This window comes from Frankia sp. KB5 (genome assembly GCF_002099325.1).
In the GTDB taxonomy this organism is placed as follows: Bacteria; Actinomycetota; Actinomycetes; order Frankiales; family Frankiaceae; genus Frankia; species Frankia casuarinae.
In genome coordinates, this window is the sequence record NZ_MRUJ01000022.1 from 1 (window position 1) to 26109 (window position 26109).

Consider the following 26109-nt stretch of genomic DNA (forward strand, 5'->3'; position numbering starts at 1 on the left):
CAGCCGGGCCGGGAAAGCGTGACGCCGAGAGTCGGCGTCAGAGCTCGGCCTTGGTCAACTCCTCGACGTTGATATCTTTAAAGGTGACTACTCGGACATTCTTAACAAAACGCGCAGGCCGGAACATGTCCCACACCCAGGCGTCCCGCAAGATCAACTCGAAGAAGACCTCGCCGTCCGTGCTGTTCCTGACCTCGATCTGGTAGTCGTTCGCGAGGTAGAAGCGGCGCTCGGTTTCGATCACATACGAGAACAGCCCCACCACGTCGCGGTACTCGCGATAGAGCTGCAGCTCCATCTCGGTCTCATACTTCTCGAGGTCTTCCGCGCTCATACAGTCTCCGTGACGCCATGCCGGCTGGTCACAAGCACCCTGTCCTCCAGCCGCAACGATCGTGCTTCCCTCGTCGTCGCCGCATGCGCAGCCACGTTGACGTACGACATCCGATGCTCGTCACACGGTCCGCAGCGCGCCAGCGCCGCCGCGTGGGCCGCGGTGACGTATCCCTTGTGCTGCGCGAAATCGTACTCGGCATAGCGCGTGTGCAACGCACGCATGATCCGGTCCCTCGTCACCTTCGCCACGACCGAAGCTGCCGCCACGCACGCGACCACCCGGTCTCCCTTCACCACCGCCAACGACTCCACTCCGAAACCGGCGACYGCGAATCCATCCGTGAGCACGTAACCCGGGCGCGCAGACAGGCGCGCCACCGCGCGTCGCATTCCGGTGATGTTGGCCACGTGCAAGCCGACCCGATCGATCTCGGCCGCGGAGATGACGACGGTCGACCACGCCGCGGCGGCGGCCATCACGTCCTCGAAAACGCTCTCACGGATCTGCTCGGTCAGGAGCTTGGAGTCAGCCAACCGCGCCAGCCGCTGACGAGCCTCCGGAGCCAGAATCACCGCGGCGATGACCAGGGGTCCGGCGCATGCCCCACGACCCGCCTCATCGACCCCTGCGACCGGGCCGAGACCATGCCTGTTCAGGGCGCGCTCGTAACCGAACAGCCCGGCATCCCGGCGAAGAGCGACACCGTAGTGTCTCATGACGGACCGCGGCGGCGAGCCGTCCCTGGTGCGCGCGTGCGCGTGGATCCTCGTGGCATCCGGCGAGGCCGACGGGTGGCGGTCCACGCCGGAGGGATCAGCACGGCAAGGGCGAACAGGGATACGTCATCCGTGGCCGGGTAGCCCGGCAGCGGCACCACGGCGTCGCCGGTAGAAGACAGCGCGGCGGATGTGGTCGACCCGGCCGACGCACGAGGAGCCGGAGGCAGCACCGACGCGGCGGGAATCCCGGCGAAATCGTTCGGAACGCCCAGGAATCCGAACCGGCCAAGTGGCCAGACACGGACGAAGGCCCGTCCCACCACCGCATGCTTCGGGATCGGTCCGTTCTGCCGGGCATCCGAGGAGGCCCCGCGATGGTCACCCATCACCCACAGGTAGCCAGCCGGGACGGTCAGCGGACCGAACCGCTGATAGTCGTTCTGGTAGACGTACGGCTCGTCGAGCGGATGGCCGTTGACCGAGACTCTGCCCGCGGTATCGCAACACGCGACCGTGTCGCCGCCGACCGCTATGACGCGTTTGATGAAGTCGGTCTCRCTCGGGGCCCCGAGACCCAACAGGTTCTGCGCGCCACGAACGAACCTGCTGAACGCGTTGCTCGGCGGCGGGACGACGGACTCGGCATGATCGAATCCGGTTCCCTTGCCATTGAAGACGACGATCTCACCCCGGTGCACGTCGCGGAAGTGGTAGACGACCTTGTTGACGAGAACCCGGTCGTCAACCAGCAGCGTCCGCTCCATCGACTCCGAGGGGATCCAGAACGCCTGGACCAGAAAAGCCTTGATGAGCAGGGCGAGCAGAAAGGCGATCAGCACAAGGACCGGGAGCTCGCGGAGGAACGAGCCACGGCCACGGGTCCGCGCCGCCTCGGGCCGGGAAACCCGACGACCGGTGGCTTCCGGACCGTCGGGCTGTGCCTGGTCCTTCGGGCCGTCAGGCTCGGCCGCAGGGCTCGGCCACGCACCGTCCGGCTGACCGCCATCGGTTCTTCCCGGTACCCGAGGCCCACTGGGATCGGATRCATTCACGCCGCCACCTCGCAGAATCGACCGTCAAACCTCATCGGACCGGTCGACGTGCCACCAGCCGCACCTTGCGACAGCGTTGCGGACCGTGCCGCCTATCTTCGTCCATCAACGGCGGCGCCACCTGCACGGGCAACCGGCAAGTCGCGGATGGAGAATCCGGACGCGTCACGGGGTGGCGGTGGCCTCAGCGCGCGACCGGCTCACGCTTCTCCTTGATCTTGGCGGCCTTACCGCGCAGCTGACGCAGGTAGTACAGCTTGGCCCGTCGGACGTCACCACGGCTCACGATCTCGATCTTCGAGACGATCGGGCTGTGGAGGGGAAAGGTCCGCTCCACGCCTACGCCGAAGCTGACCTTACGGACGGTGAAGGTCTCCCGCACCCCGCCACCCTGGCGGCGGATGACGGCACCCTGGAAGACCTGGATGCGCTGACGGTTTCCTTCGACGACCCGCACGTGGACCTTGAGGGTGTCGCCCGGCCAGAACTCGGGCACGTCGGTCCTCAGCGACTCGGCGTCGAGGCTGTCCAGGGTGTGCATGGCAGTCGCTTCCTGAAGAGTTGAGATGGATGGTCCGCGGCCCCGGAACGCACCGAGGTGGACAATCCGTGGTCGAGGCCGACCCGGCCGGCATGGGTGGACGCAATCACCGCGAGGTGTCCCGCGGGAAAGACATGCGACCCGAGGCCGCCCGAACCGGTCACGAACCGACGGACACTGCATCCTACTGTGCCACACCCGGGAGAGAGAGCGGACCGCCCTACCCCTCGCCCGGCCCCTCGACGTCACGATGATGGATCAGGCCCGTCCCCTCGGTGGGGGCCGGCAGCATCCGCCCGGCCGCCTCGGCCGCGGCGGCAGCGAGTACGACTCGGTCCGCTTCGRCGAACTCGCGGTGTTCCAGGAGGTCCGGGCGCCGCAACAGGGTACGACGAAGCGCCTGGGAACGACGCCAGCGGGCGATCGCCTCATGATCGCCTGAGCGGAGAACGGGCGGCACCTCGGTCCCCCGCCATACCGGCGGACGGGTGTAGACCGGGCCCTCCAGCAAGCCGTCGGAGAAAGAGTCATCGGCGACTGAGGCGCTGTTACCGAGTACTCCGGGCAGCAGCCGCGTAACCGCTTCGAGAATCACCAGGGTCGCGGCCTCGCCCCCGGCCAGCACATAGTCTCCAATGGAGATCTCGTCATCGGCCCAGGTCTCGATCACTCTGGCGTCGATGCCCTCGTAGCGCCCGCAGCAGAACACCAGCCAGGGCTCGCGCGCCAGTTCTTCGGCGTGGCGCTGAGTGAACGGAGTCCCCGCCGGGGTCGGCACGACGACCCGGGGCCGGCTATCGGCCACTCGTGCGGTGATCTGCGACAACGCCGCGTCCCAGGGCTCGGGCCGCATGACCATCCCCGGGCCTCCCCCGTAGGGGGCGTCATCCACGGTGCGATGAACATCCGTGGTCCACATCCGCAGATCATGTGTATGGATCTGCAGGGTTCCGTGCTCCTGAGCCCGGCCCACGAGCGACAGACGCAGGGGCTCGAGATAGGCCGGGAAGATGGTGACGATGTCGGCGCGCATCGGCTGCTTTCAGAGATATCGGCTCTTTCAGAGATATCGGCTGCCTGCCCAGAAACCCGATCTACCCGCCAGCCGAAGACCGGGCCGAGGGCGCGCAGCCGACTTCCCGCCCAGGACCCGGGTTAATCGAGATCGAGCAGGCCGGGCGGCGGATCCACGACGATCCGGCCGGCGGGGGGGTCGACGGTCGGCACGATGTCACGGACGAAGGGGACGAGATGCTCGCCACCGTCCGGGCCGCCGATCGCGAGCAGGTCTCCCGCAGGGGAGTGAATGATGTCGGTGACGTGCCCCAACAACATGCCCGCCGTGGTCACCGCCCGCAGGCCGACCAGGTCCCGATCCCACCACATCTCCACGGCTTCGCCGTCACCGTCGGCGTCGTCGAGCGGCGATCCCGCCTGATCCGCGTCGATGGTCAGGAGCACGCCGCGCAGCGCCTCCGCGGCGCCACGATCGTCCACCCCGCGAAAGTGAAGCAACAGGCGGCCCGAGTGCCAATGAGCGCCGGAGACGGTGAGCGCAGTCCCCCCCCCTTCGCGACCGAGGACCGCCCCTACGACAAACCTGCGGTGGGGCACGTCGGTACGAATCTCGATCGTGACCTCACCGCGGATGCCATGCGGACGGCCGATCCGCCCGACGACGATCTCCTCAGCCACGACTTCTCGGGCAATCAGGACGAAGCTCGCGACAACGCCGACAGATCCTAACGATCCACATCGACGACGTCGATCCGAAGGCCCCGGCCTCCGACACCACCCATCACCGTGCGCAGCGCACGAGCGGTACGACCTCGCCGACCGATGACCTTCCCGAGATCTTCGGGGTGCACCCGCACCTCCAGGGTGCGTCCACGCCGACCGTTGTTCAGGTCCACCCGGACGTCGTCGGGGTGATCGACGATGCCTCGCACGAGATGTTCGAGGGCCGCCTCCAGCACCTACTGCCCCGCGGCCGGTGCGTCCGTGGCCGGGGCGGCTTCCGCTTCCTCTGCCGACCCGGACTTCTTGRCCTTCTTCGGCGTGGTCGCCGGCCGGTCCTCGGCGCCCGCGGCGGCCCGCGCGGYCGCCTGGAAGATCTCCCGCTTGTCCGCCTTTGGCTCGGCGACCTTCATCGGCGGGGGCGCCGGCAGGTTCTTGAACTTCTGCCAGTCCCCGGTGACCTTGAGGATCGCGAGGACGGGCTCGGTGGGCTGTGCACCGACCGAGAGCCAGTGCCCCACCCGCTCGGCGTCGACCTTGATGATGCTCGGGTCAGACTTGGGGTGGTACTGCCCGATGGACTCGATGACCCGACCATCCCGCTTGGTACGGGCATCGGCCACGACGATGCGGTAGTGCGGCTCGCGCATCTTGCCGAGACGCTGCAGTTTAATCTTGGTTGCCACGGTGGTCGAACGGCTCCAGACATGTCGATGACCACTGGTTTTCCATGGCTGCGCATGGAGCCCCGGTGGTGGGAAGCACCCGCGCCGGACAGCCACTCACACATCTCCCGCGCGACACCGCGAGGAATGAGGGCARCCACACCGACGCTGGCAGGCAGGGCCTGTATTGAGCTTACAGTCTGCCAGATCGTGACCGCCGCACACGAGCGGGGAGCCCGTGCACCCGCCCCACGGCCGCATCGCGCGGGTCAACGGCCCCCGCGGGGGCCGCGCGGCGGCATCCCACCGAAGCCGTCCTGCTGCCGCATCAGCGCCGAGAGATCCGGCATGCCGTCCGGAAGCGCGGGGCCCTTCGCCGCCCGCTCCTGCGCAGTGGACTTCTGCGCCTTGGCCTGGGCCGCCCGTGCCGCCGGATTACCCTTGCGACTGGCTCCCTTGCCCTTCTTCGCGGCCTTGCGAGCCGAGGCGGCCTTCGCTCGACCCATCCCCCCCGGCATCCCCATGCCGCCAGCCATCTGTCGCATCATCTTGCGGGCCTCGGCGAACCGGTCCAGCAACTGGTTGACCTCGGTGACCGTGACCCCGGATCCACGCGCGACCCGAGCCTTGCGGGACGCCTGCAGGATCCTGGGATCACGCCGTTCCGTCGGCGTCATGGACCGAATGATCGCAACCACCCGATCGACGTCCCGATCGTCGACCTGCGCCAGTTGATCCTTCATCTGGCCCATCCCCGGCAGCATGCCGAGCAGGTTGCCGATCGGGCCCATCTTGCGGACCGCGAGCATCTGCTCGAGGAAATCCTCGAGAGTGAACTCGGAGGCGACCATCTTCGCCGCCATGGCCTCGGCCTGCTCGGCCTCGAACGCCTTCTCGGCCTGCTCGATGAGGGTGAGGACGTCACCCATGCCGAGGATCCGCGACGCCATGCGTTCCGGGTGGAAGACGTCGAAGTCGTCCAGGGCCTCACCGGTGGAGGCGAACATGATCGGCCGACYGGTCACCTGGGCGACCGAAAGGGCCGCACCACCGCGCGCGTCGCCATCGAGCTTGGTCAGGACCACGCCGCTGAATCCCACGCCATCGGCGAAGGCGCTCGCGGTCGCGACCGCGTCCTGACCGATCATCGCGTCCAGGACGAAGAGAATCTCATCCGGTGAGACGGCGTCGCGGATGTCGGCCGCCTGCCGCATCATCTCCTCGTCGACGCCGAGCCGCCCGGCCGTGTCGACGACGACCACATCGAAGACCTGCCGGTGCGCGTGCGCGAGCGCGTCGCGCGCGACGCGCACCGGATCCCCGACCCCGTTGCCGGGCTCGGGCGCGAAGACCTCCACCCCGGCCCGCGCCCCGACCACCTGCAGTTGGTTGACCGCGTTCGGACGCTGCAGGTCGGCCGCGACCAGCAGCGGGGTGTGACCCTGAGCCTTGAGCCAGCGCCCGAGCTTGCCGGCCAGGGTGGTCTTACCCGTTCCCTGCAGGCCGGCGAGCAGGATCACCGTCGGCGGGGTCTTGGCGTACCGCAGCGTCGTCGTGCCGCCGCCGAGGATCGCGACGAGCTCCTCATTGACAATCTTGATTACCTGCTGGGCAGGGTTCAACGACGCACTGACCTCGGCGCCGCGGGCACGCTCCTTCACCGCGGCCACGAAGCCACGGACGACCGGGAGCGCGACGTCCGCCTCGAGCAGAGCCACCCGGATCTCCCGCGCGGTGGCGTCGATGTCGGCATCGGTAAGGCGCCCTCTGCCACGCAGCGACGCGAAGACCTTGTCGAGGCGGCTGGAAAGGGTGTCGAACACGCGCACACACTCCGAGATCGCAGACGGACCGCAGGGACCAGCGTACGCACCCGACGACGAAGGCAGCACACCCCCGTGTCCGATCAACCGACGGCGTCACGCATCGGCCGATCGACGCGGACGCGACGTGCGCGGCCCGGYGAGGCATGCCCGCACGGACGCCGGCCTGGTCATTCACCTGYCGGGTCCGCCCTCTGCGCTGAGGAGGGCGAGACGCCTCGCCGGACGCTCACCCCCCAGCCAGGAGAACACCGAGGAACATGTCGCGGCTGACCGCGGAGCCCCACAGCTCCGCTCAGTGATGAAGCTTAGGTCACATGCCGAACGACCGGAAGGTCTTGACGCTGAGCACGTTGTGGTCTTCGTCGATCCGGCGGCCACTCGATCGATCAGCCGGCTTCGCCCAACAGCGCGTCGACGAACGCCTCCGGCTCGAAGGGAGCAAGATCGTCTGGACCCTCTCCCAAGCCGATCAGTTTCACCGGCATACCGAGCTCGCGCTGCACGGCGATGACGATCCCGCCCTTGGCCGTACCGTCCAGCTTGGTCAGCACGACTCCGGTGAGATCAACCGCCTGCGTGAACACCTGCGCCTGGACAAGCGCGTTCTGACCGGTCGTGGCGTCAAGCACGAGCAGCACCTCGTCGACCGGACCGTGCTTGCCCACCACTCTTTTAATCTTCGCCAGCTCGTCCATCAGACCTGCCTTGGTGTGCAGCCGGCCGGCGGTGTCGATCAACACGGTGTCCACGCCGCTCTGCGTGCCCTGTCGGACCGCATCGAACGCCACCGACGCCGGGTCACCCCCCTCGGCCCCGCGGACCGTGATCGCGCCGACCCGTTCACCCCAGGTCTGAAGCTGATCCGCGGCCGCGGCACGGAACGTGTCCGCCGCGCCCAGCACGACCGTACGCCCGTCCGCGACCAGCAGCCGCGCGATTTTTCCACAGGTCGTGGTCTTGCCCGTGCCGTTGACACCGACGACGAGCACGACGGCGGGACGATCCGGGGCCGTCGTGCGCAGCGATCGGTCGGTCGTCGTACCGATCTGGGCGAGCAGCTCGTCGCGCAGCATCTCCCGCACATCCGCGGGCGTGCGGGCACCGAGCACCTTCGTGCGTTCCCGCAGCGCGGCGACCAGCTCGGTGGTCGCCGTGACCCCGACGTCGGCGAGGAGCAGGGTCGCCTCCACGTCTTCCCACGCGTCCTCGTCGAGATTGTCGCCGGACAGCAGGGAGAGCAGTCCGCGACCGAGCGCGTTCTGCGAACGAGCCAGCCGCAGGCGCAGCCGGACGAGGCGGCCGGCTGCCGGCGGCGGTGCCTCCGGTGGGATCCGCTCCTGGACCGGGATCCCCGGCGCGGCCGGTATCTCGGCGGGCGGGGCGCCGACGCCATCGCTCTCCGTCGGGGATGGCGGCAGCACATCGGGAAGACCGATGTCGTCGACCGTCCTGGTCGCCGAATCGCGGGGTACCTCGGCGTCGTCACCGACCCCGGGACGGTAGTCGGCGCCCGGGCGCGGGCCTTCCTCGATGGATCGGCGGGGGCGTCGACGCAGGGCCGTGCCGGCCACCAGGCCCACGGTGGCCAGTACGACGACGGTGATGACGACGATCAGGATGAGGAGCTCCACGTACCGATCCTGACAGATGACGCCACAAGGCCGTGGCGCTCGCCCGGCGGGAGGGCGGCGGCGTCAGAGCGCCGCCCGCTCCCGCAGCCGCTGACTGATCACTGTCGTCACCCCGTCGCCCCGCATGGCCACGCCGTACAGGGCGTCAGCGATCTCCATCGTCCGCTTCTGGTGGGTGATGATGATCAGCTGCGACTTCTCACGCAGACCCTCGACGGCCTCGAGCAGTCGGCCGAGATTGCGGTCGTCCAGAGCTGCCTCGACCTCGTCGAGCACGTAGAAGGGCGAAGGGCGGGCCCGGAATATCGCGAGCAGGAGAGCGAGTGCGGTCAGTGAACGCTCCCCGCCGGACAACAGCGACAGACGCTTCACCTTTTTTCCCGGCGGCCTCGCCTCGACCTCGATGCCCGTGGTGAGCATGTCATCAGGATCGGTGAGCACCAGCCGGCCCTCACCGCCCGGGAACAGCGTCGAGAAGACGATCTCGAACTCACGGGCGGTGTCCGCGAACGCGACGGCGAAGACCTCACGCACCCGCAGATCAACCTCCTCGACGACCAGCAGAAGATCCCGGCGGGTGCTCTTGATGTCTTCGAGCTGCGCGGACAGGAACGCGGCCCGCTCCTGAAGCGCGGCGAACTCCTCGAGGGCCAGGGGATTCACCCGCCCCAGCCGGGCCAGCTGCTTCTCCGCGGTGGCGGCCCGGGCGCTCTGCTCGGCTCGATCGAACGGCGCCGCGGTGCCGTCGGGCTCATCCGGCGGGACCAGCGTGTCCGGGCCGAACTCGGCCACCAGGTCATCGGCGTCGATACCGTGCTCCTCCAGAGCCTTGGCTTCCAGGGTCTCCACCCGCAGCCGCTTCTCCGCTCGGGCCAGCTCGTCGCGATGGGCGGCGTCGCGCAGCGCCGCGAGTTCGGTGGCCAGAGCGCGCCCCTGGTCACGCACCCCGACCAGCTCCGTCTCGGCGGCCTTGCGCAGTGCGTCGGCCTCCTCCCGCCCCGCCGCGGCGCGAGCCAGCGAATGGTCCAGTCGGTCGAGAGCGACCTGAGCCGCATCCCCCATCGCCGTCGCGACGGCCGCCTGCCGCTCGCGGACCTCGTGCCGACGGGCCGCCGCGGCCCGTGCCGCCCGCTCGTTCGCCGCCGCGCGGATCAGTCCGTCGGCGCGTCCCTGCAGGCCTCGCACCCGCTCCTCGCTGGTACGGACGGCCAACCGGGCCTCGACCTCGGCGGCGCGCACGGCGGAGGTAGCCGCGACGAGCCGGTCTCGTTCATCCGGAGCCCGCTCCCCCGCCTCCGGCTGCTCCGATGTCGCGGCGAGCGACGCCTCGAGCTCGGTCAACGCTCCGTATGCCCGATCACGGGCTGTTTCGGCCCGTGATCGGGCGCCCTCCAACCGGGCGATCTCGGATGCCGCGGCCCCTCCCGAACGATCGAGCCGCGCCATCTGCTCGGACAGCGCCCGGTGCCGGGCATCGGTCCCGTGCAGCGCCGCCAGTGCCGCGTCGATGGCGGTACGGGCCCGGGTCACCTCGGCACGCGCGGGCTCGAACGCCTCGTGGGCGGACTCGACGCGACGGGTCGCCTCCGCCACGCCGGCCTCGGCCTCGTCCGCCGCGGCCTGCAGTTCGATCGCGGACGGCGGGTTCGCGCTGCCACCGATAGAGAGGGGGGCACCGATGACGTCGCCGGCGCGGGTGACCACCCGCAGGTCGGGGCGCAACGCCGTGGCCCGCTCGGCCGCCGCCAGATCCTCGACCACGACAGTCCGGGCGAGCAGGGACGACACGGCGGTACGGAACCGATCGTCACCGATCTCCACCAGGTCCAGCGCGGCAACGGCACCGGCCGGGAGCGGACCGTCGGCGCTGGCCGCCCCCGGGACGATCGCCGCGCTGCCGTCAGGGCCGGCGCAGGCGTCAGGGCCGGCGCAGGCGTCAGGGCCGGCGCAGGCGTCAGGCTCATCCGCGACGGTGACGGCGGCCACCAGCGCTGCTCGGCCGGCATCCGTTTCCCGCAGCCACGCAAAGGCCGCCATGGCATCCCCCGACGTGCCGACGAGCAGGGCGTCCGCCGCCGGGCCCAGCGCCGCGGCGATGGCCGCCTCCGCGCCGGCGGTCACGCTCAGGACGCCGGCCAGCCGGCCGATCACCTCGAGGGTCGGATCCAGTGCCGGAGCCGAGTCCTCCGCCGTGTTCGAGGCGGTCTGCCCGGTCTGCGCGCCGGTAGCAGCCCTCAACAGTGCCGCGGCTCCGTCGGCCGGCGAGAGGGAGAGGTGCAGCGCGTCGCATCGCGCGGCCCAGGATGCGCGGTCACGTTCGGCGCTACGCTCCTCACCGCGCAGGACCTCGAGCCGCTCGGCGGCAGCGGCATGCACTGCCACGGCCGCGCTGTGCTGCTCGGCGAGATCCTCCCGTGCGCTCTCCATCCGAGAGAGTTCGATCTCGAGGGCCGAACGTGACGCCGAGGTCTCGGTCTCCCGCTCCCGCGCGGCGTCGAGTGCCTCGGTCGTCCGTGCTATCTCGTTCTCGGCACTGGTGGCACGGGACCTGGCGGCCTCCACCTGGCCGGCAAGGCGCGCGATCTCCTCACGGCGAAAAGACGCCGCGCGTGCCGCGGCGATCAGTTCCTTCTCCTCCTGAGCGAGCGCGGCCTCGAGATCGGCACGCCTGGTGACCACCTCGGCGAGCAGATCCCGATCACGCTCCAGCCGCTCGGTGAGGGCGATTTCCTGCTCCCGGACCGCCGTGGCCTCCTGTTCCAGTTCCTCGGGGTCGCGGCGCCCACGTACGTCGTCGGTCGCGGCACGCAACAGGCGACCCCGTTCGACGGCGAGGGAACGGGTGCCCCGCAGCCGTTCCCGCAGGGATGCCAGGGCGTACCAGGTCTCCTGGGCGCCGGTGGCGCGCGGAATGATCGTCGTCAGGTCGGCCTGCAGCTGCTCCTCACGGCGGGCGGCCGCGGCGTGAGCGGCCTCGGTGGTCGTCAGCCGCGCCCGCAATGCCTCCTCGTCCGCGAGGTCGGAGGTGATCGCGACCTGGGCACGATGGAGATCGTCGGCGAGAAGGCGCAGGCGGGCGTCCCGTAGCGAAGCCTGAATCACACCGGCCTTACGGGCGATCTCCGCCTGCCGACCGAGCGGCCCTAACTGCCGACGCAGTTCGGCGGACAGATCGGTGAGGCGGGTGAGGTTCGCCGACATCGCCTCGAGCTTGCGGAGTGCCTTCTCCTTGCGTTTACGGTGTTTGAGGACGCCGGCGGCCTCCTCGATGAACGCACGGCGATCCTCCGGGCGCGCGTGCAGGACCGCGTCGAGCTGGCCCTGGCCGACGATCACGTGCAACTCTCGGCCGATACCCGAGTCGCTCATCAGTTCCTGGATATCCAGCAGGCGACAACCGGTACCGTTGATCGTGTATTCGCTCTCGCCGCTGCGGAACATCAGTCGCCCGATGGTCACCTCGGTGTACTCGATGGGGAGCGCGCCGTCCGAGTTGTCGATCGTCAGGAGTACTTCGGCGCGCCCCAAGGCCGGGCGAGCGGGCGTGCCCGCGAAGATGACATCGGACATAGTGCCGCCACRCAGGGCCTTGGCACCCTGCTCCCCCAGTACCCAGGCGATGGCGTCAACGACGTTACTCTTGCCCGACCCGTTGGGCCCGACCACGCAGGTTATTCCCGGCTCGAGATGCAGGGAGGTCGAGCTCGCAAAGGACTTGAAGCCCCGCAGGGTCAGGTTCTTGAGATGCACCAGTCTCCGGAGCGCTGGAAGGGTTCACCGGCTCGACCCGGGATGGCCGGACTCAGCCGACGTTCGACAGAGCCATCCTAGTCGGCCACCCGAAGCACCCAGCAGGCTACGCTCCGAAAAAAGTACGAAGAAGGCGGGGAGTGAGGTTGCCCGGCTCTTCCTGGACATAGAGCCGCCAAAGTGATCCGAGACACACGGGCAACATCACTGGGCAGGGACGAGCCAGCCGGGAAAACGACCGATTCGACGATCTCAGCGATCATGACGCCCGTAGAAACGGAGTCTTGCCCACGTAACCGGGCATACCCACTACGAGGGGGCGCCTCCCCGAGGAACGCCCCGCCAGCTCAGCTGAACGCCGGTTCGGCGTCGAGCGCCCGGACATCCTCCGGCACGTCGACACCACCCACCAACGCCTCGTTAACCTCAYGTACTCGAGCCAGTTCTGCCTCGAGCTCCGCTACTCGGGCACGAAGCCGACGCACCTCGCAAGAGAGACGCAAGTCGCCGCCGGAACCGACGTGGCCAAAAAGGGCCTTCGCCATAGTGATGGTCCTCCACGATGAGTGACCTAGTGGGTGTCAGACAGCACAAGATCCGAACAGATCAGAGTGCGCCCCAAACAATGACTCCAGGCTCCCATGTCGAGTGACCGAAAGTCAAGAGCATGCCACATGCTCCCGAGCCGGTCCGGTGAACATGCAAAAAGCGGACGGTCATACCCACGACAGTTCCGACAACGCAGCGTCTGCAACCAGTCACTTTCGTCGAAAGTCGGTCAGATCACTCTGCGCCACCTGCCACACAGCCTCCACCCTGTCCGTCCGCCCAKGGGTGTGACCCGTCATCAACAAGTGCAGAAGGTCACGACAGGCCGGCTCCGGCCCCTCCGCGACCACCTCGACCGCCCCGTCCGGGAGGTTGGTGGCGGATCCGACCAGGCCCAGGCGCCGGCCCCGGGTACGCACGTAGTCACGAAAGCCGACGCCCTGGACAAGGCCGGCGACCCGGGCAGTGAATCGGACCACGGCGTGTCCGGACTCCCTCTGCTCCGCGGATACATCGCTCATCAGCACGGTAGGGTACTGGCCATTGTGGATACCACATACTTCCCAGACATGGCAGGCCGGCCGAAAGAGACACGGCGGCAGGGTGATCATCGGCTGGAACGGCCGGACCGGCCACGTTTCCGCCGCCGGTCCRCTGCCGTGCTACTCGCGTGTGGAGCTCTCGGCTCGGCACTCCTTCTCAGCGGTTGCGGCCAGAACTTCTCTCAGGACGGCGGCACACTACCCGTCCCACGCGCGAGCACCGATGGTGACCGCCAGGTCACCCCGGAGCCGGTCGACAGCGCAGACAAGATTATTGGTCCTGGCTATGCCCCGCCGCGTACCGCAGGGCCTACCCAGACAGCGGTGCCCAATCTGCCGGGCGGCAAGCAGTAGTCAGTACCACGCGTAACTACTACCCATACGATTTACCTCATGCCGATCGCCGGTGAGACGCGGCTGGACACCCGGCTACCCAGGCCAAGATCAGCCCGCTCGCCGGCCTGGTAGCCCGCACGACCGCCGCTCCCAGAGAGCTGGCGTGTCCTTGGCGCTCGCAACCTGGGATAGGCTCTTGCCAGGTGCGCGTCCACCCGCTGGCTTCGATTCGCCAGGACGACGGCCACCGACGGCGTCGTCGAGGGCCGGTCCGATCCGTTCTCCCGGGTCTGCGTCTGCTGGGTCTGCGCCCGCTCCCGGGCCATCCGCTCCGTCCTGGTCAGTCTCTCCGCCACCGCCACCGCGAAGCCTGCCATCCACGACCGACGAAACGCCCGCGGGTCCTCCTGGCGTGGTGGACGGGCGAGGGCCAATCCCTGTGCCTGCTGGACCAGCAACGAGGTGAACAACATCTGCACGCGGTGGATATCCGCATCCATCCCGAACAGATGAGCGGAGTGCCCCGTCCCCACTGCACGCTGCTCGGTCCGGTACACGAGCCGGCAACCAAGCGGTGCGGCAATGCCCGCGAGCAACGAGATCTTGTCCCGGGCATAGGGCGGATCRACGGCCACCACCAGGTCAGCCGCCTCGACGCGGTGCGGCGACGCCTCCTCGACCAGCGCGCGGTCGATCCCGTACTGGGCGATCAACTCGGCCGCCTTGCTGTTATAGGTTTCGCGGGCGGCCTCGCTCAGCCCCTCCGCCTCCGCCATCGCCAACAGCTTCCGTATACGACCGAGCAGGGCATCCGGATTCATCGCGTCTCCGTCCATGTCGCGTCGGGGGCAGGCCAGCCAACCGACGTGCCGGATGATGCCTCACCGATCCCGGCAGCCCGGTCTCGGTCCTGGACGAGGCGATAACTGTGAACGCCGCGGCAGGTCTGGCTCCCCACCCGACTATCGCGGACGCCACGCCCGGCACCCCACCCGAGAGCCGCGGGATTCGAACGTGTGATCGAACCTTACCACCTGGCCCGTCTTGGGTGCGGCTGGCAGGTGGGGCAAGTGAAGCTCGACCGGTTCATGAAAGCGTCCCGGCGCACCGCGTCTCCGCATCGTGTGCACGGCCGACCCGCGCGGCCATACACCTGTAGCGACCGTTCGAACAGCCCGCTGACTCCGTCCGCCGACACGTACAGGCGGTCGAAGGACGTACCGCCCACCTCAAGAGCCGCGATCATCACCGTCCGCACGCAACCCAGCAGCCTGCCGACCTCCGCCCGGGTGAGGGTCTCGGTCGGCCGCGCGTAGTGCAGCTTCGCGGCCCACAGGGCCTCATCCGCGTAGATGTTCCCGACCCCGCTGACAAGTGTCTGATCGAGCAGGGCCCGCTTCACGCCGGTACGGCGTCGACGCATCCTCTCCGTGACGAGCCGCTCGTCGAAGGCGGGATCCAGAGGATCCCTGGCGATGTGCGCGACGGGAGCAGGCAGATCCGCTTCCCCCGTTGCGACCGCCAGGCCACCGAAGGTGCGTTGATCCACAAATCGCAGTTCGCGTCCTCCGTCCGTGAAGACGAACCGGATCCGCAGATGCTTCTGGTCGGGGGTGGCGGGTGGAACGACGAGCAACTGTCCGCTCATCCCGAGATGGGCGATCAGTGCATCCCCCTGGGCCGGATGACCTGGGGGCAGGGCGGGCGGAGACATCTCGGCCAGCACGGCAGCTGATTCCTCCTCCGGTGGTTCTTCTGGAACCACCGGAGCGCACGCCGCATGGTCTACCGGCGGCTGAAGTACCAGCCACAGATACTTGCCGCGGCGTCGTGCCGCCGTTATCCGGCGGCCGACGAGCAGCGCCGAGAAGTCGGCGGCACCGGCCAGATGACGGCGCACCGCACGAGGATGGTGGACGTCAACCGATGCGATGACGCGACCGACGACACCACGTTCCAGACCGCGGCGAACAACCTCTACTTCGGGGAGTTCTGGCATGATCTCCGGTCGTCGGGTCGGGTCAGTGGGATGACACCGGACCCTCGACGTGGCTCGATGAAGCTGTTGCCACCCCTGAAGCTGTTGCCACCACTGAAGCTGTTGCCACCACTGAAGCTGTTGCCACCACCGAGCCTGTCGCCAGCGCCCAGGAAGCGAATCGGGGCAGCTGATGATCAGCCACTCTCACAGACCCGAGACCTGATCGTGATCAAGGCTGCCGACGGCGGACTTCTCGTGATTTCCGCCGGCGACGTCCGCGCCCGAACCGTCCTCCCGCCCCAAGGCTGACCGTTCCTCGAGAACCGCGAAAGCCGCGGCGGCCGCCCGCTGCTCGGCCTCCTTCTTGCTTCCCCCTTCGCCCTCGCCCAGTGGCTCTCCCGCGATCCTCGCGTAGGCGGTGAATCGCTTCGCGTGGTCCGGACCGGCCTCCTCGACGATGTATTCGGGCGGCCCGAGAGCCAGCACCGCCGTCTGTTCCTGCAGTGAGGTCTTCCAGTCAAGCCCTGCGCCTCGGCCGGCGGCCTCGTCCAGCAAGGGATCGAAGAGACGGTGCACGAAACCGGAGGCCACGTCGAGGCCTGAGGACAGATAGACCGCCCCGATGATGGCCTCGAGGGTGTCGGCGAGAATGCTCGCCTTGTCGCGCCCCCCGGTGGTCTCCTCGCCCCGGCCCAGCAGCAGGTACGGACCGAGCCCGGTGGGTCCGATCCCCCGTGCCACGTCCGCGAGAGCCCGCATGTTCACAACCGAGGCCCGCTGCTTGGCGAGYTGCCCCTCGGGAAGATCCGGGTGGCGGATGAACAGTGCCGCCGTCACCACCAGACCGAGCACCGCATCGCCCAGGAACTCCAGGCGTTCATTGGTGGGCAGGCCGCCCTTCTCATAGGCATAGGAGCGGTGTGTGAGGGCGCGGTCGAGCAGCTCGGGGTCGATGGCGACCTCGAGTACCTCGATCAGGCCGTCCCGCGGCGGCGGGGGTGGCAGCTGGCGGGTCATCCGACCAGCCCGGCCAGGGCCCGGCGACGCGCCACCAAGATCGCCATCGCCGCTCTGGTCCGAGAGGCCAGGTCCGCATGGACCGCGACCGACGCCGCCCTCAGCGCCGCGAGCAGCCCGACTGCCTGGCTGTCGCCGGCTTCATCCGGTGCCCGCTCCGCGTGGACCGCGACACCATCGACCCCCAGCACGATCGTTCCCCCCCGCACATCAGGATCTTCCAACGTTCCCCATCCCGGATCCAGACCGGCCCTGGACAGGTGCCCCGTACCCCGATGAGATTCCCACCATCGCATCCCGCGGATGACGGACATCAGGACATCTCCGGTGAATCCGTCGGTGACCGCCACGTCAACTCCACGGCGATGATCGATCTTCTGGCCGTCGCCCGGCTCGCCCGTCCACGAAGGCGCGAGGAGCCGATCAGCCGTCAGCGGGCCGACATAGTGCAGATCGAGCGATCGGAGCAGCTCGTCGGCGGCTCGTCGCAAGGTGTCGGGAAGCGCTGGACGCGCCGTCAGAAGCCCGACTCGGGGAGCGTTGACGGCGAAGCGAACCGCGGCGTATGCACTGCCCGCGACCGCGAACTGGGCGAGTTCGTCCGCCGTCACATCAACCGTCGCCCCCGCGTCGCACAGCACGACGGGGGCGTTCGCCCCGCCGACAATCGAGGCGAGAGTGGCCCGTGTCGCCCCGGGGAGCAGACCGTAGGTGAACTGAGCCGAGGCGACCACGGCTTCGGCCGGGGCTGTCGAGACCATCGCATCGGCATGTCCGTCACGGACCAGGCGCGCCGCCACCCGGACGCCGGAGTCCCGACGTGCTCGCACTTCACGCAATGCCTCCGGGCCCGCCGAAACGCTGCGAGCGGCCGTGGCGAGCAGGACGCGCTCGCCTGGCACAATTCCCAGCCGAGCAAGGTCATCCCGGACGGTATCACCGGATGTCACCAGAGTGAGCACCAGATGCGGATCGGCGCCGAGCGCACTGGGCAATGCCTCGAGGAGAGGCCCGGAAGGCAACCCCTCCCCCACCAGGTCAACGGCGATACGTGTCACACCGGGTCAGACGTCAAGCACCTGACGGTCGTTGTACCGGCCGCACGTGCCACAGACGGTGTGCGGCCGGATCACGTGCCCCCGCGAGCACTTTGCGAGGGTCGGCACCTTGGCCTTCCACTGCGAACGCCGGGACCGGGTGTTGCTGCGCGAGGTGCGCCGCTTCGGGACGGCCACTATTCCTTCTCCTTGCTCTCATGAGGGTCGGTGCGACCCTTCTCGGTTCCCGTCGCTCCGCTGCCGGCCAGCGCGGACAGCGCCGCCCATCTCGGGTCGGATCGCGCATGGGAATGTCCAGGCTCGACATCGTCGAGACGCACCCCGCAGTCCACGCAGAGTCCCGCACAGTCCGGACGGCAGATGGGTGACAGCGGAAGGTTGAGTACCAGGGCATCCCGCACCACGGGCTCGATGTCCGCATGATCATCGATCAGTACCCGAGCATCTTCGTCGTCACCCAGGTCCACGGCTCGGTCAGGGTAGTAGAACAGCTCGCGAAACTCGACCATGCTGACCTCGGACACGTCGTCCAGGCAGCGCGCACATTCACCCCGAAGCGGCGCCACGACGCTCCCGCTGACCAGGACACCCTCGATCACCGATTCGAGACGCAGGTCCAGGGTGACGCTTGCGCCGGCCGGCACCCACATCATCTCGGTTCCGAGATCGGCGGGAAGTTCCGCCTGCGCCCGGACAAGCCGCATCGACCCGGGCCGACGACCGAGCTCACGGGTGTCCAGTACAAGGGGACCCCTCGGGGTCCGACGGCGAAAGTGGGATCCAGTCATGGCGGCAGTCGAATTCACATCTACGTCAATGTCAGGAAGGCCAGCCGAAACAGGGCCTTCGTGGTGGTGTAGCTACCCGGCGTCGCTGACGACTGAGGCAGCCCGACGTCAGCGGCACCCTGGACCCTCCCAGCGGCCCGGACCCTCCCAGAGGATCGACGAACAGACTCCAGCCGGTCAACTACCGAGCCGGTCAGCTACCAACGCCGGTCAGCTACTACGGGCTCCTAGCCTATCCGATCGGTGCCGCGGACGATCCGATCAGGCTGCCGGGRTCTCCGGACACCCGAGCCCGGCGGGCGGCGGACCTCCGCCTAGGAAGCCGCTCGGGTGCCGCTCGCCCCCCGCGACCGGCCCCGGAGCCCGGACAGTCCGGAACGGCGGGAGAGCCCGGCGGAAGTCGGTCGGCGGCTACCCACCCGGCGGGGGTTACTGAGCGAGGCGCTCACGGAGCTGTTTGAGTACCACATCCGGTACCAGCCCCGACACGTCACCTCCGTAACGCGCGACCTCCTTCACCAGACTGGAGGACAGAAAGGCATATTGCGGGTTCGTACTCATGAAAAGAGTCTCCACGCCCGCAAGCGAATTGTTCATCTGCGCCATCTGAAGCTCATAGTCGAAGTCGCTGACCGCACGCAGTCCTTTGACGATCGACTGGATACCCCTACTCCGACAAAAATCGACGATCAGCCCGTGGGACGCATCCACCAGGACGTTGGACGGCGCCATCGGATGATCACGCAGGGCCTCTCTGATGAGCTCCATCCGCTCGTCGACGGTGAACAAGGTGACCTTGTTCTTGTTGATCGATACGGCGACCACGACCTCGTCGAAGAGTCTGCTCGCTCGGACGATGATGTCGAGATGACCGTTGGTGATCGGATCAAATGAACCGGGACAGGCTGCCCTCCTCATGATCGAATACCGTACCAGAGAGCACCCTCCCCGTACCTCCGGTCGCGCAGCGCACACAACCCGTCAGGCCAGGCGACCGGGCCCGAGYGGTGCGATCTTTCGACAACGCAGACACCGTCCGCAGTCAACCAGGCGGCCGCCAGCAGCTTTGACAGCACTTCGCCGAGTTCCGAATCGCGCATCGCGTACGGCGGATCGAGGAAAACCACGTCGTAGGGATTATCCGAGGTGTTCTGCACCACACGCTCTACCGCGGCTTGCGCGATCTTCGCGCCCGACAGTCCCAGCGCTGTCACGTTCCGCCGCAGAGTGCGTATCACGACCGGATCGCGGTCGACGAGAAGAGCATGAGTGGCACCCCGAGACAGCGCTTCCAGACCGACCGCACCAGACCCGGCATAAAGATCGGCAATCCGAGCACCCCGCAGATCCAGACAGGTCGACAAGGTGTTGAACAACCCCTCACGGGCACGTTCCGAGGTCGGACGGGTGGTCGTTCCGGGTGGAACCACGAGCCGCCGACCACCCGCGGTTCCACTGATGATGCGCGTCATCGGGCCACCCGGTCATCCCTTCTCGAGGAAGGCGACACTGGTGTCGTCGAGAACCGCGTCGAGCAGCCGGCGCAGTGCGGGATGCCGGTCCAACCCGGGGTCGTCGTCAACCAGGCGACCGGCCTCCTCGCGTGCGTCGCGGATCAGGTCCTCATCACGAAGAAGTTCCAGGAGCTTCAGGGATCGTCGTCCGCCGGACTGGGCGGCCCCGAGCACATCGCCCTCTCGACGCTGCGCGAGGTCGAGACGGGCCAGCTTCGCCCCGTCGCTGGTGGCGGCGACCGCGCTGAGCCGCTCCCAGGCGGGGGATCCCGGCTCGGCCGCTGTATGCAGAAGACACCAGCCGGGCGCGGTGCCCCGGCCGACCCTCCCGCGCAGCTGGTGCAGCTGGGACACGCCGAACCTGTCCGCGTCCAGGACGACCATCACTGTCGCGTTCGGTACGTTCACTCCCACCTCGATGACGGTGGTGGCGACCAGCACGTCGACCTCGCCGGCCGCGAATCGGTTCATGGTGGCCTCCCGTTGCCCGGGTGCGAGACGACCGTGCAGCGGTTCAACCCTGAGGTCCGCAAGCTCGCCATCCACCAACAGGGGCAGCACCTCACACACTGTCGCAGCTGGTCGGGACGCTCGCGAATCCGGACCGGCAGCCGAGGATTCGGCGGGATCATCCTCCCCGCCCCCGTCCTCCCCGCCCGCACCGATCCGGGGACACACGACATAGGCCTGATGCCCGGCGGCCACCTCGTCGCGGATTCGTCCCCACATTCGATCCGTCCAGGATCTCTGGCTCGCCGGCACCACGAACGTCCCGATGGGAGAGCGTCCCGCTGRCAGTTCGGTGAGCTCGGAGACTTCGAGATCACCGAACACGGTCATCGCGACCGTCCGGGGAATCGGTGTCGCGGTCATCACAAGAAGGTGGGGAGGACGTCGTCCACGCGCTCGCAGTGCGTCCCGCTGTTCGACGCCGAAACGATGCTGTTCGTCGACGACGATCAGACCAAGATCGTTAAAAATCACCTCATCGTGCAGCAGGGCATGAGTACCGACCACCAGACCGGTGGAACCGTCCGCGATCTCCGCCAGAGCCTCCCGCCGCGCACGCCCTCCCATCGATCCGGTGACCAGCGTCACCCGCGTGGCCCGATGATCGGCTCCTAGTTCCCCTGCCCGGGCCAGATCGCCGAGCATCTCCCGGAGGCTTCGGCTGTGCTGAGCGGCAASAGTTTCGGTGGGCGCCAGGAGTACCGCCTGGCCGCCCGTGTCGACCACAGTGAGCATCGCCCGCAGGGCGACCAGTGTCTTGCCCGAACCCACCTCTCCCTGTAGCAGTCGATGCATCGGAACGGGCCGACCGATCTCGGCTGCGATCGTCTTCCCCACCTCGCGCTGGCCCGTCGTGAGGGGGAAGGGCAGATCGGCATCGAACGCCGCCAGCAGACCATCCGGACGCTGCGACCGGGGTGTTGTCGCCAGCGCCTCCACCTCACGACGCCGCTGGGCCAACGCCACCTGCAACACCAGAGCCTCATCCCAGGTGAGGCGCCGACGACCGGAGGCGATCTCACCACGGTTCGCGGGCTGGTGAACCAGCCGGAAGGCCTCGGCCAGAGCGGGCAGGCGGTACCGGCTGCGGAGATCGTCCGGCAACGGATCCTCGACGGGATCGAGAGAGTCCAACGCCAGCCGGACGCACCTCGCCAGCGTCCAGCTCGGCACCTTGGCGGAGGCGGGGTAGATCGGAACCAGCGCGTTCGCGAACGGCGCACCGCTGACGGCTTCCCCGCTCTCCTCGGGTTCGAGGAGCTGGACCTCCGGGTTGGTCAGCTGACGCTGCCCGCGGAACTCGTCGACCTTGCCGGCGAACAGCGCGGTCGTCCCGGGACGTAGGTCACGCTCCCGCCAGCTCTGATTGAAGAAGGTCAGCGACAGTGAATGCCGGCCGTCCGTCACCGTCACGCGCACCATCGACTTCCGGGTGCCGCGCATCGGGCGGCGTTCCGTCTTCTCGACCCGGGCCTGGACCGTAACCGTCTCACCGACGACGAGGTCCGCGAGGTCCGTCARCTCGCCTCTCTCATGGTACCGGCGGGGCAGGTGCCCCAGCAGATCACCGACCAGCCTCAACTCCAGACCATCGGCCAGGAGGGCGGCGGCACGCGCGCCGACGAGGGCCTTCAGGGGCGTGTCGAGGTCGACCACATTACCGATAGTGCACCGGAGCACCGACAGTACCGAGACCCACCGGCTCCCGCCGCATCATCTGGACCACAGAACTGGACCACAGAAGGTGGGGTAACCTCAAGCGGGCCGCCACTGCGCGCGTCCCCCGGCGGCGCCGTCAGGGTCGCGGGTTGCGTACGATTCTGGTTCTGACTCCCCTGACGTCCCGGGCACGCCTACCGGGACCAGTACTACTTCGACTTCGGCTACTACTTCGACGGAGTGTTTCTCGTGTCTTCGGTGTGTGACGTCTGCGGCAAGGGGCCGGGCTTCGGTATGTCGGTCTCCCACTCCCACCGACGCACGCGCCGTCGGTGGAACCCCAACATCCAGACCGTGCGCACGGTCGTGGGCGGGACCCCCAAGCGGCTGAACGTCTGCGCTTCCTGCATCAAGGCGGGCAAGGTCTCTCGCGCCTGAGCCCTCCGGGCCGGACGTTACTCCGGCCGGACGGGGCGTCACCGGACACAGGCCTCCCGTGGAGGTCGAGGCGGAGCGCGGCCACATCCACGTCGGGTACGCTGCCGGTCACCGACGCCGATCCGTTAGTGTCCCGGCATGGCAGGCTCCAGRCGTCGGATTCGGCTCGCCCTCCTGTTCGGTGGCCGCAGCACCGAGCACGCGATCTCCTGTATATCGGCCAGCGGTGTACTGCGAGCCCTGGATCGTGACGTCTACGACGTCGTCCCCGTCGGCATCGACACACATGGCCGCTGGGTCGTGCTGCCRGACGACCCGACCGCCCTCGCGGTGACGGGAGACCGACTGCCCGCCGTCGTCGCGGCCCACGGTGAGAGCGTCGTCCTGGCCGCGGATCCGACGACGCCCGGTCTGTTGCCGTGCCGCCCCCGCGGCGGCCTCGACTCTGTCAGGAACACCCTCGGGAGCAGCGACGCTCTCGGGAGCAGCGACATTCCCGGGGACATCGATGTGGTCTTCCCGCTGCTCCACGGCCCCTTTGGGGAGGATGGGACGGTCCAGGGTCTCCTGGAGATGGCCGGCCTGCCCTACGTCGGCTCCGGGGTGTTCGCCAGCGCGGCCGCCATGGACAAGCAACACATGAAGGCACTGCTGCGGGCCGCCGGCCTTCCCGTCGGCTCCTACGCCGTCCTGCGAGCCGGTGACACACTCACCGGGGCCGACCAGGAACGGCTGGGGCTGCCCGTCTTCGTGAAGCCCGCGCGCGGCGGGTCGAGTATCGGGATCAGCCGGGTCGAGGCCTGGGCGGACCTGGACACCGCGATCAAGGCAGCCCGCGCCAGCGACCCCAAGGTCCTGGTGGAGTCGGCGATCGTCGGCCGCGAGATCGAGTGCGGGGTCCTCGGAATTCTAGACGGCCCCGGTGCCGAGGCGAGTGTGCCCGCCGAGATCACCGTCACGTCTTCGGCCGGCTTCTACGACTTCGAGGCCAAGTACATGTCCGACGCCACCCACTTCGACGTCCCGGCCAACCTGTCCCACGCGGTACGGGAGGAGGTCCGGGGAGTGGCGATCGCGGCGTTCGAGGCCCTGGACTGCGCCGGGCTCGCGCGGGTTGACATGTTTGTCACGGCCGACGACCATGTGATCATCAACGAGGTCAACACGATGCCCGGTTTCACCCCTACCTCGATGTTCCCGCGGATGTGGGAGGCGAGCGGGGTCACCTATCCGCAGTTGGTGGACCGGCTCGTCAGGCTGGCCCTGCGCGACGGAGCGGGGCTGCGCTGACCGCCCGGCACCTGCGCCACCCGGGCCCGTGACGGCGTGGAGGCGTTCCGCCGGGCGGGAATGGCCGGGAGCTCGTCTCAGGATGTCGTCGACCTGCTGTGYGCCCGCACGGCGGGGGCGACCGAGACGAGTACCTCGAACGCCTGCACGTCGGCGGGCAGGGTGAGAACCACCTGGGGCTGYCGCGTGGGGGTGGAATAGCGCACCGTCGTGCCGCCCAGGTTCTCGGCGAACCACCCCACATCGTCCACGACGGACAGCATCGCATCGGGACGGTAGCTTGCCGGAAGACCGGGCGCGCCGCAGGTGAGCACCACCGGCGCCGCGCCGTAGGCCGCCGCCGTGGCCTGTGGGGGGTCCAGTGTCCGGCGGTCGAGGTCGTCCCCGAGCGACGGGGGAAGATCGTGGACCAGGTCCACGCACGACGAACGGACCGACTCCGCGGGAATCGGCACGTTGGTCAGCCGAATCGATCCGGGACCGCCGCATCCGACCAGCGCGAGCAGGACCCACGAGGCGACGAACACCGGATACCGACATGACCGCCCCGGCCGGCGCCCGCCCCGTGCCGGGCGTYGGCCCCGCTCGGCTTGCTCACCACCGGTGGCCATGTCCCGATTCTGGCGCGCCACCGACGTCACCGGTGGCCCGGCCCCGGCGGTGGGCGCGAGCCGGGAGCCGGGAGCGCCCACCGGGTCCCCCGTCCCGGAGCCGACCTGACCCACGTCGGGACGGAGGAGCTTCAGCGGCGGAGAAGCTCAGAAGTGAACGACCGGGCAGGTCAGCGTGCGGGTGATGCCGTCGACCGACTGCACTCTCGCCATGACCATCTTCCCGAGGTCATCGACGGTGGCCGCCTCCGCCCGGACGATGACGTCATAGGGGCCGGTGACGTCCTCGGCCTGGGTGACCCCGGGGATCTGCTCGATCTCCTTGGCAACCGAGGAGGACTTGCCGACCTCGGTCTGGATAAGGATGTACGCGTGGACCACAGACGCTCCCTCGTCGGACGTCGACAGCCCGTCGAGCAGAACTACGGGCCGACAGAAGGTAACAGGCAAACGGCCCGGATGAGAGCCTCCGAGGTCGAGGAATTTGCTCAGATCGGCCGACAGGGACCGACCGAGGGGTCGCCCGGCCTCATCCGGAACCCCAATCGTGGGGGTCAGCTGGCCGGCTCGGTACCCGGTTGTGATGGCAACCACGACGCAGCTACCCAGAGCGAAGAATAGGAGACACGTGAACGCTCGGAGCATCCGGAGCGAGCCGCCGCCGGAACCGAGCTCCGCCCCGCCCCGCGTACTGACGATCGCCGGATCGGATTCTGGCGGYGGCGCGGGCATTCAGGCAGATCTCAAGACGATGCTCGCCCTCGGCGTCCACGGCATGAGTGCGATCGTCGCGGTGACGGCACAGAATTCCCTGGGCGTCCATGGTGTGTGGGATCTCCCTCCGGAAGCGGTCCGAGCCCAGATCAGAGCGGTCGTGGCGGACATCGGGGTCGACGCGGTGAAGACGGGGATGCTCTCCTCCGCGGCTCTGGTCTCRCTGGTCGCCGCCGAACTCTCGCGGCTCGACGTACCCGTCGTGGTCGATCCGGTCAGCGTCTCCAAGCACGGCGACCCCCTGCTGTCCCCGGAGGCGGTCGAGGTGGTCCGTACGGAGCTCATGCCCCGCGCCACCATCGCCACACCGAACCTCGACGAGGTACGTCTGCTGACCGGGGTGGAGGTGCTGGACGTCGCCGACCTGCCCAGAGCCGCCGAGGCGATGCTCGCCCTGGGCCCGCGCTGGGTGCTGGTGAAGGGCGGGCATCTTCCCGGCGACGCGGTCGACCTGCTCACCGACGGGACCACCGAGGTCGTCCTCCGAAGCCCCCGCCTGGACCGGCGGCACACCCATGGCACCGGATGCACGCTGGCCTCCGCGATCGCCGCGCACCTGGCGCAGGGGCGTGGTCACGTCGAGGCCGCACAGGCCGCCAAGGCCTACGTCAGTGGCGCCCTGGCCAGCGGCTTTCCGCTCGGCGCGGGGATCGGCCCGGTAGACCACGGCTATCGTCACCGTAGGTAGCAGCCTGAGAGCCGGGCTCGGGCCGCGCCGGCGGCGTCTGGTTCAATCGCCCCGCCGCACGTGACCTGACGCACGTCACGCATCCGCATCATCACC

27 protein-coding genes are annotated in these 26109 nt (G+C 68.6%); 3 read left to right on the plus strand and 24 right to left on the minus strand.

The window, feature by feature from the left end:
* Nucleotides 1-37: 37 nt before the first annotated feature.
* The 22 genes from KBI5_RS02425 to recG all read right to left on the minus strand — a co-directional run bounded on the left by KBI5_RS02425 (nucleotide 38) and on the right by recG (nucleotide 22209).
* Complete coding sequence (locus KBI5_RS02425) at nucleotides 38-334, minus strand: DUF2469 domain-containing protein (RefSeq protein ID WP_011437963.1); 297 nt, start codon at nucleotides 332-334, stop codon at nucleotides 38-40.
* Nucleotides 331-1053 (minus strand): ribonuclease HII, encoded by a 723-nt coding sequence (locus KBI5_RS02430; RefSeq protein ID WP_011437964.1) that lies wholly within the window; start codon nucleotides 1051-1053, stop codon nucleotides 331-333. Before KBI5_RS02430 ends, KBI5_RS02425 begins: the two co-directional genes overlap by 4 nt.
* Complete coding sequence (gene lepB, locus KBI5_RS02435; protein WP_085014203.1) at nucleotides 1050-2108, minus strand: signal peptidase I; 1059 nt, start codon at nucleotides 2106-2108, stop codon at nucleotides 1050-1052. The genes KBI5_RS02430 and lepB overlap by 4 nt, the downstream gene beginning before the upstream one ends.
* A gap of 184 nt (nucleotides 2109-2292) precedes the next feature.
* Complete coding sequence (gene rplS / locus KBI5_RS02440; protein ID WP_011437966.1) at nucleotides 2293-2649, minus strand: 50S ribosomal protein L19; 357 nt, start codon at nucleotides 2647-2649, stop codon at nucleotides 2293-2295.
* Between the two features lie 220 nt (nucleotides 2650-2869).
* Complete coding sequence (gene trmD / locus KBI5_RS02445; protein ID WP_085014204.1) at nucleotides 2870-3682, minus strand: tRNA (guanosine(37)-N1)-methyltransferase TrmD; 813 nt, start codon at nucleotides 3680-3682, stop codon at nucleotides 2870-2872.
* Nucleotides 3683-3804: 122 nt separating this feature from the next.
* On the minus strand, nucleotides 3805-4344 hold the full coding sequence (gene rimM, locus KBI5_RS02450; protein ID WP_011437968.1) for a ribosome maturation factor RimM: 540 nt from the start codon (nucleotides 4342-4344) through the stop codon (nucleotides 3805-3807).
* 47 nt (nucleotides 4345-4391) lie between these two features.
* Nucleotides 4392-4625 (minus strand): RNA-binding protein, encoded by a 234-nt coding sequence (locus tag KBI5_RS02455; RefSeq protein WP_011437969.1) that lies wholly within the window; start codon nucleotides 4623-4625, stop codon nucleotides 4392-4394.
* On the minus strand, nucleotides 4626-5072 hold the full coding sequence (rpsP, locus tag KBI5_RS02460; RefSeq protein ID WP_085014205.1) for a 30S ribosomal protein S16: 447 nt from the start codon (nucleotides 5070-5072) through the stop codon (nucleotides 4626-4628). It abuts the gene before it with no gap.
* A 248-nt stretch (nucleotides 5073-5320) separates the two neighbouring features.
* On the minus strand, nucleotides 5321-6874 hold the full coding sequence (gene ffh, locus KBI5_RS02465; RefSeq protein ID WP_085014206.1) for a signal recognition particle protein: 1554 nt from the start codon (nucleotides 6872-6874) through the stop codon (nucleotides 5321-5323).
* Nucleotides 6875-7263: 389 nt separating this feature from the next.
* Nucleotides 7264-8508, minus strand: coding sequence for a signal recognition particle-docking protein FtsY (gene ftsY, locus KBI5_RS02470; protein WP_043590661.1), 1245 nt, complete (start codon nucleotides 8506-8508; stop codon nucleotides 7264-7266).
* A gap of 63 nt (nucleotides 8509-8571) precedes the next feature.
* The gene (locus KBI5_RS02475) at nucleotides 8572-12258 is read right to left on the minus strand and encodes an AAA family ATPase (RefSeq protein WP_085014207.1); all 3687 of its coding nucleotides are present in this window, start codon (nucleotides 12256-12258) and stop codon (nucleotides 8572-8574) included.
* Nucleotides 12259-12605: 347 nt separating this feature from the next.
* Nucleotides 12606-12803: a hypothetical protein gene (locus tag KBI5_RS28585; RefSeq protein ID WP_085014208.1), complete on the minus strand. Its 198-nt coding sequence runs from the start codon at nucleotides 12801-12803 to the stop codon at nucleotides 12606-12608.
* A gap of 213 nt (nucleotides 12804-13016) precedes the next feature.
* Nucleotides 13017-13328, minus strand: coding sequence for an acylphosphatase (locus KBI5_RS02485; RefSeq protein WP_076805472.1), 312 nt, complete (start codon nucleotides 13326-13328; stop codon nucleotides 13017-13019).
* Nucleotides 13329-13735: 407 nt separating this feature from the next.
* Nucleotides 13736-14506, minus strand: a complete 771-nt coding sequence (locus KBI5_RS02495; protein ID WP_011437975.1) for a DUF2786 domain-containing protein — start codon at nucleotides 14504-14506, stop codon at nucleotides 13736-13738.
* A gap of 206 nt (nucleotides 14507-14712) precedes the next feature.
* Complete coding sequence (mutM, locus tag KBI5_RS02500) at nucleotides 14713-15684, minus strand: bifunctional DNA-formamidopyrimidine glycosylase/DNA-(apurinic or apyrimidinic site) lyase (protein WP_011437976.1); 972 nt, start codon at nucleotides 15682-15684, stop codon at nucleotides 14713-14715.
* A gap of 186 nt (nucleotides 15685-15870) precedes the next feature.
* The gene (rnc, locus tag KBI5_RS02505; RefSeq protein ID WP_011437977.1) at nucleotides 15871-16683 is read right to left on the minus strand and encodes a ribonuclease III; all 813 of its coding nucleotides are present in this window, start codon (nucleotides 16681-16683) and stop codon (nucleotides 15871-15873) included.
* On the minus strand, nucleotides 16680-17741 hold the full coding sequence (locus KBI5_RS02510) for a phosphate--acyl-ACP acyltransferase (RefSeq protein WP_023840231.1): 1062 nt from the start codon (nucleotides 17739-17741) through the stop codon (nucleotides 16680-16682). Before KBI5_RS02510 ends, rnc begins: the two co-directional genes overlap by 4 nt.
* Nucleotides 17742-17747: 6 nt before the next feature.
* Complete coding sequence (gene rpmF / locus KBI5_RS02515; protein WP_011437979.1) at nucleotides 17748-17918, minus strand: 50S ribosomal protein L32; 171 nt, start codon at nucleotides 17916-17918, stop codon at nucleotides 17748-17750.
* A complete protein-coding gene (locus KBI5_RS02520; protein ID WP_011437980.1) occupies nucleotides 17918-18529 on the minus strand; it encodes a DUF177 domain-containing protein in 612 nt (203 codons plus the stop codon). The genes rpmF and KBI5_RS02520 overlap by 1 nt, the downstream gene beginning before the upstream one ends.
* A 429-nt stretch (nucleotides 18530-18958) precedes the next feature.
* Nucleotides 18959-19447, minus strand: coding sequence for a pantetheine-phosphate adenylyltransferase (gene coaD / locus KBI5_RS02525; RefSeq protein ID WP_011437981.1), 489 nt, complete (start codon nucleotides 19445-19447; stop codon nucleotides 18959-18961).
* Complete coding sequence (gene rsmD / locus KBI5_RS02530; RefSeq protein ID WP_085014209.1) at nucleotides 19444-20001, minus strand: 16S rRNA (guanine(966)-N(2))-methyltransferase RsmD; 558 nt, start codon at nucleotides 19999-20001, stop codon at nucleotides 19444-19446. The genes coaD and rsmD overlap by 4 nt, the downstream gene beginning before the upstream one ends.
* A 12-nt stretch (nucleotides 20002-20013) precedes the next feature.
* On the minus strand, nucleotides 20014-22209 hold the full coding sequence (gene recG, locus KBI5_RS02535; RefSeq protein WP_085014210.1) for an ATP-dependent DNA helicase RecG: 2196 nt from the start codon (nucleotides 22207-22209) through the stop codon (nucleotides 20014-20016).
* A 252-nt stretch (nucleotides 22210-22461) separates the two neighbouring features.
* Between recG and rpmB the strand changes: the two genes are divergently transcribed.
* On the plus strand, nucleotides 22462-22650 hold the full coding sequence (gene rpmB / locus KBI5_RS02540) for a 50S ribosomal protein L28 (protein ID WP_011437984.1): 189 nt from the start codon (nucleotides 22462-22464) through the stop codon (nucleotides 22648-22650).
* Between the two features lie 138 nt (nucleotides 22651-22788).
* Nucleotides 22789-23940: a D-alanine--D-alanine ligase family protein gene (locus KBI5_RS02545; protein WP_023840234.1), complete on the plus strand. Its 1152-nt coding sequence runs from the start codon at nucleotides 22789-22791 to the stop codon at nucleotides 23938-23940.
* 77 nt (nucleotides 23941-24017) lie between these two features.
* On the opposite strand, the gene KBI5_RS02550 is transcribed toward KBI5_RS02545, so the two are convergent.
* Both KBI5_RS02550 and KBI5_RS02555 read right to left on the minus strand, forming a co-directional pair.
* On the minus strand, nucleotides 24018-24632 hold the full coding sequence (locus tag KBI5_RS02550) for a DUF3515 family protein (protein ID WP_241882617.1): 615 nt from the start codon (nucleotides 24630-24632) through the stop codon (nucleotides 24018-24020).
* Between the two features lie 66 nt (nucleotides 24633-24698).
* A complete protein-coding gene (locus KBI5_RS02555) occupies nucleotides 24699-24932 on the minus strand; it encodes an Lrp/AsnC ligand binding domain-containing protein (protein WP_011437987.1) in 234 nt (77 codons plus the stop codon).
* Nucleotides 24933-25179: 247 nt separating this feature from the next.
* On the opposite strand from KBI5_RS02555, the gene thiD reads away from it, so the two are divergent.
* Nucleotides 25180-26013 carry a bifunctional hydroxymethylpyrimidine kinase/phosphomethylpyrimidine kinase gene (thiD, locus tag KBI5_RS02560; protein ID WP_011437988.1) on the plus strand — a complete coding sequence of 278 codons (834 nt, stop codon included), beginning with the start codon at nucleotides 25180-25182 and terminating at the stop codon, nucleotides 26011-26013.
* Nucleotides 26014-26109 lie beyond the last annotated feature (96 nt).

Bases quoted from the DNA above. Each gene is read 5' to 3' on its own strand.
- mutM (WP_011437976.1), bottom strand. From the start codon at position 15,684: ATGCCAGAACTCCCCGAAGTAGAGGTTGTTCGCCGCGGTCTGGAACGT.
- KBI5_RS02520 (WP_011437980.1), bottom strand. From the start codon at position 18,529: ATGACTGGATCCCACTTTCGCCGTCGGACCCCGAGGGGTCCCCTTGTA.
- KBI5_RS02425 (WP_011437963.1), bottom strand. From the start codon at position 334: ATGAGCGCGGAAGACCTCGAGAAGTATGAGACCGAGATGGAGCTGCAG.
- coaD (WP_011437981.1), bottom strand. From the start codon at position 19,447: ATGAGGAGGGCAGCCTGTCCCGGTTCATTTGATCCGATCACCAACGGT.
- rplS (WP_011437966.1), bottom strand. From the start codon at position 2,649: ATGCACACCCTGGACAGCCTCGACGCCGAGTCGCTGAGGACCGACGTG.